This window comes from Veillonella sp., from assembly GCF_015058545.1.
GTDB lineage: Bacteria > Bacillota > Negativicutes > Veillonellales > Veillonellaceae > Veillonella_A.
Map to the genome: position 1 here is coordinate 1 of NZ_SVCB01000099.1, position 7,376 is coordinate 7,376.

Here is a 7,376-nt window from a genome sequence, read left to right on the forward strand (position 1 = left end):
CGACGAGCTGAATAAAGGCGACCATACGCCACAGGAAATCTATCAGATTATGCAAAACTACTATTTAAACGGCATGCCTTGTGACGATGGTGATACGATTCTCGCAGATACAGCTGATGAATACGTATGGGAAGGTAGCCACGCTAATCAAAAAGGCAATTGGGCCAAAGCCGGCGTTGATCAGACATTCATGATGGCGGCCTACCAAGCTTGGTTCCAAGGTTTTGTGAGCGCTGCGGATCCTAAGTTCAAATTCACCGTAGAGTTAATTGACGGCGAATTCCCACAATACAAAATCGTTCGTGCTTAAGTAACATTTCAAGTTCGCTGTTTCATTACAGCCGATTCCGGCTGGTCTTAAATCAGCAAAAATTGTACGCCCTACAATTAAATACAATATATATAACTTGCCGTCAGCTGACCATTGCACTTTATAACTAATTTACCTTTCCCTTATAGTCTAAAGGCAACGTACTGTCGGCAAGTTTTTTCTTACAATTATTTCAAAAGGAGGTTTTCTCATGGTTGGTACTGAAAAAAACGAATTGGGCTTATTATTCCAAGGTCCTAATTTTGTAGTTGTAAAAAAAGGCGGCAAAGCCGGTGAAAAAGTAGAAAATCACAATCATCCGGAAGCCAATGTAGTCTTTACCGTAGTTAAAGGCAAAGTAGCTGTTCAACTGAATCAGGAAGAAGAACATGTGTTAACTCCGGGTACGGTTTTACAGTTTAACGGTGACAACTTCATTCAAGCAACCCTCGTGGAAGACAGTGAATTTATTGTTACCTTAGTACACAAACCGGAATAAAAAATAGCGACACATCCTTATTACGCAGATGTATCGCCTTTAACTCAATATTTTATATGCACTAACCTTTATTCTATAGCCTCATATATGTTAAAAGCGAGCCAAGGTCATCCTTGACTCGCTTTTTTTAATGAGGGTCTACTGTCATATGACAGTCCCTAACTAATGAAGTTACTTGCTTATTTCAACAAAGCAATTACATCGTCAGTTACGTTTTCAGCAGTAGAGTTTGGTTCGATGCTTACGATTACTGTAGGGTTAGCTACGATGAAAGGTAAGTTTTTCTGAGCACGTACCTGATCCAATTTTTCTTGGATTTTAGAATCAACCGGTGCGAAGATTTTGTTCATTTCTTCGTTGTATTTCTGAGCTACCGGAGCATATTTTTTATCGATAGCTTCCTGTTTTGCTTTTTCGTCTTTGATAGCGTTGATTTCGTTTTCCAATTTCTGAAGTTTTGGAGCGTATTCCTGTTCAACTTTCTGAGCTTGCATTTGAATAGCACCGTAACCAGGGTATGCCTGCATTACCTGAGCCATATTAACTACGCCAACATTAGCTGCGCTGGCAGCACCTAAACCAATTGTTCCAATAACTGCTAAAGCAGCAAGATTCTTTTTAAAATTCATGTCCCAAAGACCTCCTTACAAAACTAGAGCGTATTATGTAGCCCTATATTCACTATAGTAACAGAAATATAGAGAAACTACAATATCTAAAAAAATTAATTTAGTATTCAATATTCATTTTTGTCATGTATTCATCATACCGATTGATAATGAACATCAAATGAATTATCGCTAAAACCAATTATATACTCTAAACAGCCCCTTAATAAAGAGGCTGTTCGAAGAAATAATATTTTATTTTTCATCATTTTCGTTGATATAAATATATTGGTCCTTTTTTAACTTGGAGATAATTTCAGGAACCATACCGATAAGGCGATCAAAACCACTGTATTTAGCAGAACCTTTGATGTTGAATAATTCTACTCGTTCGCCTTTGATAACAAGAATAGCAGTCGGTTCCATTTTAGCACCGCCGCCGGCGCCACCGCAGTCAGCTTTACCGGCACCACCGGTACCGAAACCCATGGTTACATCTACAAATGGAACAAGTGTAGCATCGCCGATCTGAATCGCTTCGCCTACTACAGTTTCCACTTTAATCATATCTTTGAATTTTTCAAAAATAGGTTGTAAATTCTCTTTAACAAAGGTGCATTTATTTTCCATGAGGATCCTCCTTAACGCATGTGTACTTCACACCGATAATAGTTAGTATCGTAGCAACGCATTACGCAGCTGCTTTATCTTTTGCTTCTGATTTTTTAGCTTTGTTATTTTTGTCTGTAGCCTGTTTATTATCAGACTCTTTAGCTTCCGCTTCTTTTTTAGCTTTTTGTGCTTTGCGATAGCGCAAGGCAAATTTTACCGCATCAATTAAAAGGTCTCGCACCGGTTTAGATACAGCAAACAAGGTACCGTAAAAAGCAAGTACGCCCGGACTGATACGACCATGCACGTCTAAACTGCCTTCAAAAGCGGGCTCAACGAAACTAAGTTCCACATTAGTCATTTTTTCAGGCCAAATCGAATATAAGGCGGATGCGGTCAAGCCCATTTGATATGGATTGCCCGTACCGAATGTGCCTTCGATTTCAAAGTGACGCGGTTTCGAATGATTGTAACAACGCTTGGTAAAAAGCAATAATTTCTCATATAAGGCGCCATTGGTTACATGTTTAACCCACCACCATTTATAAGGGTCTTTTGCCTTTTCTTCAGTCTTAGCGTCTTCGTCAGCTTGCTTGCTGTCAGCATCAGCTTTATCGGCCTCATTGGCTTTTTCAGCTTGCCGTGTTGCCTTAGCGGCTGCCGCTTCATTTTGAGCTCGCAATTCACTTGGTGATATAGTGCCTTCCACTTCACCCGTAGTCGGGTTCGTCATGACAATGCGGTCACCGCTTTTTTCAGTGACTTCTTCCACTGTTTCTACAGGCTTGCCGTCAGCATCAAAGCGTACACTCTTAATCACCGTCTTAGGTGTAGTGTCTTCTTCGCCTTCTTCCTGTTGTATCCGCGTTTTTTCCAACTCTTCTTCATAGACTTTGGATTCATCAGGTTCAGCCGTCTCTTCCGCTACGCGGCGGGACAACCAATCTTCATAATCGCGGACATCGCCCAATTTTGCTTTACGCAAAATATAAACTTCTTTGAAAAAAGGCTTGCCTTGCTCATAGGCAAAGTGAATGCGAAACATTTTGCCCCACCATTGAACAAATAAGCGCGCTTTATACGGTTTACGGCCTACTAATTCAACAGCGTATGTAATGGGGTTAAAAATAGCGACTATAATCAGAACAAAAATAACCAGTAGCACTATGGCTAGCCAGGTCACAGGCAACACCTACCCTCCTATAGTAACGTCTTGCGGTTTTCTCTATATCCGCCGCCTTTTCAGCTACCTGAAAAAGGCATTCTTATTAATATTCTCCATATAGAGAGAAAATTCCTCTATTTTAGAAATCTTAATTTAAAGAATTCTATCTGAATTTATTGTGGTTAGTTTTCAATTCCGGCTCTAGCTAAAACACCTTTGGTATAATAATGTTTTACCTCTTCCATGGATGTAACCAAATCAGCTGCTTCGACGAGCCAATCAGGAGCACCACGACCGGTAAAAATCAATTCGGTCTTCGGTGAACGATGTGCCAATAAAGCTTCCGTATCTTCGCGACTGATAAGTCCGAAAAACAGGGCCATTACATATTCATCAAGCACTACCACATCATATTCGCCGGAACTTACGGCTTCTTTAGCTCGTTCCATGCCTTTAGCTATAAGCGTTACATAATCAGCCGGCGGTTTGCCGACAGGAAATACAACAACTTCATCACCCCAACGAGCCAATTCTTCTTTGGTTTTGACTCCTTCTTGGATGATAAAAAAAGGCTTACCTACCGTCTCTAAGGTCAGATTCGGTAAGGTCGGTAAAATTTTATGTTCACTGTAAACCTTCGATTTCATGAACTGCAAAAACAATACTTTTTTGCCTGCTCCTAAGGCTCGAATCGCCAACCCTATAGCAGCAGTCGTTTTACCTTTGCCATCGCCCGTATAGACTTGCACATACGTATCCATGATGGACCTCCTTTACACATTTGTATATTATCATTTTACCACATCTAAACCGCTAACGTTATATAAAAACTGTATACATTGAAAAATCTTTTAAATTTTTTTATCAAAAAGGCTATAACAACTCAAATATGCCATTATGAAACAAGAAAATTCTAATAATTTTCCTAACCATAAGACAATCTATGAGTGTTATAGCCTTTAGTTTTTATGATAACTTATTCAATTTTCATATAGGATTTGATTCGGTTATTCGCCAAATACTCCCCGGCTCTCGGTGCCAAATTCTAAACAGCAATAAAGTTGGTGAATTAACAAGAATGCTACTGAATCGGCAAGAATAACAACGGATCTACAGCTACGCCGTTAATATCCACTTCATAGTGAACATGGCTACCCGTACTCTTACCGGTACTACCCATTAAAGCAATCGTGTCACCTTGTTTTACCTGCATGCCTGCATGAACAAGTAAAACGGAGTTATGGCCGTAACGTGTTACAAAACCATTACCATGATCGATTTCTACCAAATTACCGTAACCGCCCGATGTTGCATCGGCAAAGGTAACCGTCCCCGCTGCGGTAGCAATAATCGGTGTACCGTAGTCATTAGCAATATCAAGCCCTTCATGGGTAGCGGAACCGCCATAAACAGGATCGATACGAGTACCGAAATTGGACGTAATAACCCCTTTAGCCGGCCAAATAGACGGCATAGTCGATGTATTGCCCGGATTATTGGCTGCAAATGCTACCGATTGTAAATCACGAATATTCTGGCCTGCGCCGTCACGCAAAATATTGCGCAACATATAAAACGAAGCCATACGCTGCTGTGCCAAGCGGTCAAGGCGCGACAATTTAGCCGACAAGCTTGTTACGGATGTCCCGGAACTGCCGGCGGCATTAGCTACAGCGCTATTAGAATCAGTGTTAGCGGCACCGCCAGGCTCATCCTTATCGCCGGAAGCCGCCTGCGGGGTTTGTGCTTCACCACCACCTTGCGGTATCGTACCGGATTCGGAGCCCTTAACCATTTGGCGAATTTCTTTATCCAACTGGTCCAACGATTCCATTTTTTTATCTAAAATCTCAGTTTTTTGTTGCAATAGCTTCAATTGTTCCGTCTGTAATTGCGTTTGTTGCCGCAATTGCATAACTTCAGCCTGACGTGTAATGCCCCAGATGCCGAAGCCTAAGGTAACAACCAATAACAATACGAAGCCGGTCAAAACCCAGCGCCATTGTTGTTTCGTTATTTGCAACGTATACGAATCGCCCTGACTTTGCACATGCTGTGCCAAAAAGTCCGGAATTTTCATATATTGCCCCAACTCCTTCTTTTACTACAATCCTTTCATCATTAAATTTGTTGTAACAAGATGTATCTATCTTATTTTACTACGGAAGCGCTGATAAGAGCTTCTTCATTGCTCTTCGTGCCCAAAGCTTCCTGCAAGCTTTCCATTTCTTCCTGAGAAAGACTGGCAAGACTTTTACCATTAACAATAGGTTTACTGAAAATACGAGATTCACTGCGTCCATATACACTGGAAATACAAATCCCGTTGTTATTACCATCCAATAAAGTTACGGAGAACGATAAGTCGTTTCCTATATTTTCAAAGGCATTGTATTTAACAAAACCAATTTTCTGAAATGTATTGTGCTGTGTCGCCTGAATTGCTTCCTGCTGCTGGAATAAACTTTCAATCGATTCCGCCGCATCACGCAATTCTTTGACTTCTACAGATAATTTACGCTCTAAACTACTGCCATTTTCACCGCGCATAAAATAATCATATCGCTTACTTAAGGAATTAATTTTACTTTGCAATACGAGGCAATAGAGAAATAATACAATGAGTAATAAACCGCCGGCAATGGCGATCCAAAGTTGCATATTTTCTAACATGATATGCCTTTCTATTTAAAATTATACGAATATAATGAATTTAATATTAAATTACAGCCTATTTCATCAATAACATGAAATAACAAGGCTATAATACGCTGTTTTTTCCTTTTAAGGAGTCCATAATTCAACCAAATTATATCTTATAGCTGAACTTTTATTATATCACAAATGTGTGATTATTGTTACATTCAAATGTCTCAGGCCCGCTTATAACTCAGAAGCAAAGGGACTAAGTGCACGGTCTAGTATACCATGTAATGACGCAATTAGCACGCCATAATTTACGATAGGCACCCCTTGTTGTTCTGATACATCCAGGCGGCGCAATACTTCACGGCGCGTTAACATACAGGCTCCGCAGTGAATTATCAAATCGAAGTCCTTTACATTTTCCGGGAAAGCGCCACCGCTGGTCCATTGCAAATCTAAATTTTCATACCCCGCCTGTTTTAACCAACGCGGGATTTTAACCGTACCGATATCATCACATTGACGATGATGGGTGCAGCCTTCACTAATCAGAACTTTAGCGCCCGGTTTTAAGTTTTTAACAGCTTTCACGCCGGCTGCCAATGTTTTTAAATTACCTTTAAAACGAGCCATCAAAATAGAAAAGGATGTAAGCGGAATGTCATCCGGCACCTGTTGAGCCACGGCATCAAAAGCCTGCGAATCGGTGATTACCATTTTTGGTTTTACCCCTAATTTAGCAAGAGCTGCCGAAACTTCTTCCGTTTGCACTACAAGACCCATACCATGAGCATCCAATATTTCACGAATCATCTGCACTTGCGGCAAAATAATACGCCCTTTTGGCGCAGCCTCATCGATGGGGCACACCAAAAGAATAACATCATGCGGCTCTACCAAACCGGCCAATAAAGATTGCTCATCTTCACCGTCTTTTGGTTTCATAGAACCTAATTTTTCTAAAATAACTCGCTGTTTATCATTTTTCAATAAGTCAGCGCCTATATAGGCCAAGTTCAAATCACCCAATACAGCACCGGCTTGTGCCATGTAAGAATCAGCGGTAATACCGGCCACCTCATTTAAAACCAGTAAAGTATTTACATTTTGACGTTGCAACAAACCAAGCCATTCCATATCCGCTGCTGTTGGTGCCGCATCGGTTTTCAAAACATACACGGCCAAGTTCATGCGCGGCAATAATTCTTTTGTCTTATTAATACGCAGCGGTCCCAACTCCGACGTATCGTCAACGCCGGCTGTATCGGTAATAACAACCGGACCTAATGGCAAAATTTCCATGGCTTTGCTCACCGGATCCGTAGTTGTACCGGCTACTTCCGAAACCAATGCAATTGGCTGTCCAGTCAACATATTAATCAAGGTAGATTTACCTGCATTACAGCGGCCGAAAAAACCGATATGTACACGATTTGCTTTTGGTGTTTGTTCCATACTTGTCATAGCTTCTTACTTACCTGCCTTTAATATAACGTAAACCGCTCCAACCGTATGAAAATAGGTTAGCGGTTAAAC

At 40.8% G+C, this 7,376-nt stretch carries 8 protein-coding genes and 1 pseudogene; 2 read left to right on the top strand and 7 right to left on the bottom strand.

Features of this window, described 5'->3' with window-relative positions; all coding sequences use genetic code 11:
* Positions 1-310 (top strand): annotated as a pseudogene (locus E7204_RS06705) (hypothetical protein); the annotation flags it as partial.
* Positions 311-521: 211 nt separating this feature from the next.
* Positions 522-809 (top strand): cupin domain-containing protein, encoded by a 288-nt coding sequence (locus tag E7204_RS06710; protein WP_021840067.1) that lies wholly within the window; start codon positions 522-524, stop codon positions 807-809.
* A 179-nt stretch (positions 810-988) separates the two neighbouring features.
* On the opposite strand, the gene E7204_RS06715 is transcribed toward E7204_RS06710, so the two are convergent.
* From E7204_RS06715 to hydF, 7 genes are all read right to left on the bottom strand, one after another.
* A complete protein-coding gene (locus E7204_RS06715) occupies positions 989-1,438 on the bottom strand; it encodes an OmpH family outer membrane protein (protein ID WP_127059053.1) in 450 nt (149 codons plus the stop codon).
* Between the two features lie 234 nt (positions 1,439-1,672).
* Positions 1,673-2,047: a spore germination protein GerW family protein gene (locus tag E7204_RS06720; protein WP_021840419.1), complete on the bottom strand. Its 375-nt coding sequence runs from the start codon at positions 2,045-2,047 to the stop codon at positions 1,673-1,675.
* A gap of 61 nt (positions 2,048-2,108) precedes the next feature.
* A complete protein-coding gene (locus tag E7204_RS06725; RefSeq protein ID WP_295182966.1) occupies positions 2,109-3,218 on the bottom strand; it encodes a hypothetical protein in 1,110 nt (369 codons plus the stop codon).
* A 158-nt stretch (positions 3,219-3,376) separates the two neighbouring features.
* A complete protein-coding gene (locus tag E7204_RS06730; RefSeq protein ID WP_021840417.1) occupies positions 3,377-3,955 on the bottom strand; it encodes a cob(I)yrinic acid a,c-diamide adenosyltransferase in 579 nt (192 codons plus the stop codon).
* Between the two features lie 320 nt (positions 3,956-4,275).
* Positions 4,276-5,274, bottom strand: coding sequence for a M23 family metallopeptidase (locus E7204_RS06735; protein ID WP_295182969.1), 999 nt, complete (start codon positions 5,272-5,274; stop codon positions 4,276-4,278).
* A 71-nt stretch (positions 5,275-5,345) separates the two neighbouring features.
* The gene (locus E7204_RS06740) at positions 5,346-5,867 is read right to left on the bottom strand and encodes a DUF4446 family protein (RefSeq protein ID WP_127059049.1); all 522 of its coding nucleotides are present in this window, start codon (positions 5,865-5,867) and stop codon (positions 5,346-5,348) included.
* A 210-nt stretch (positions 5,868-6,077) separates the two neighbouring features.
* A complete protein-coding gene (gene hydF, locus E7204_RS06745; protein ID WP_295182972.1) occupies positions 6,078-7,295 on the bottom strand; it encodes a [FeFe] hydrogenase H-cluster maturation GTPase HydF in 1,218 nt (405 codons plus the stop codon).
* Positions 7,296-7,376 lie beyond the last annotated feature (81 nt).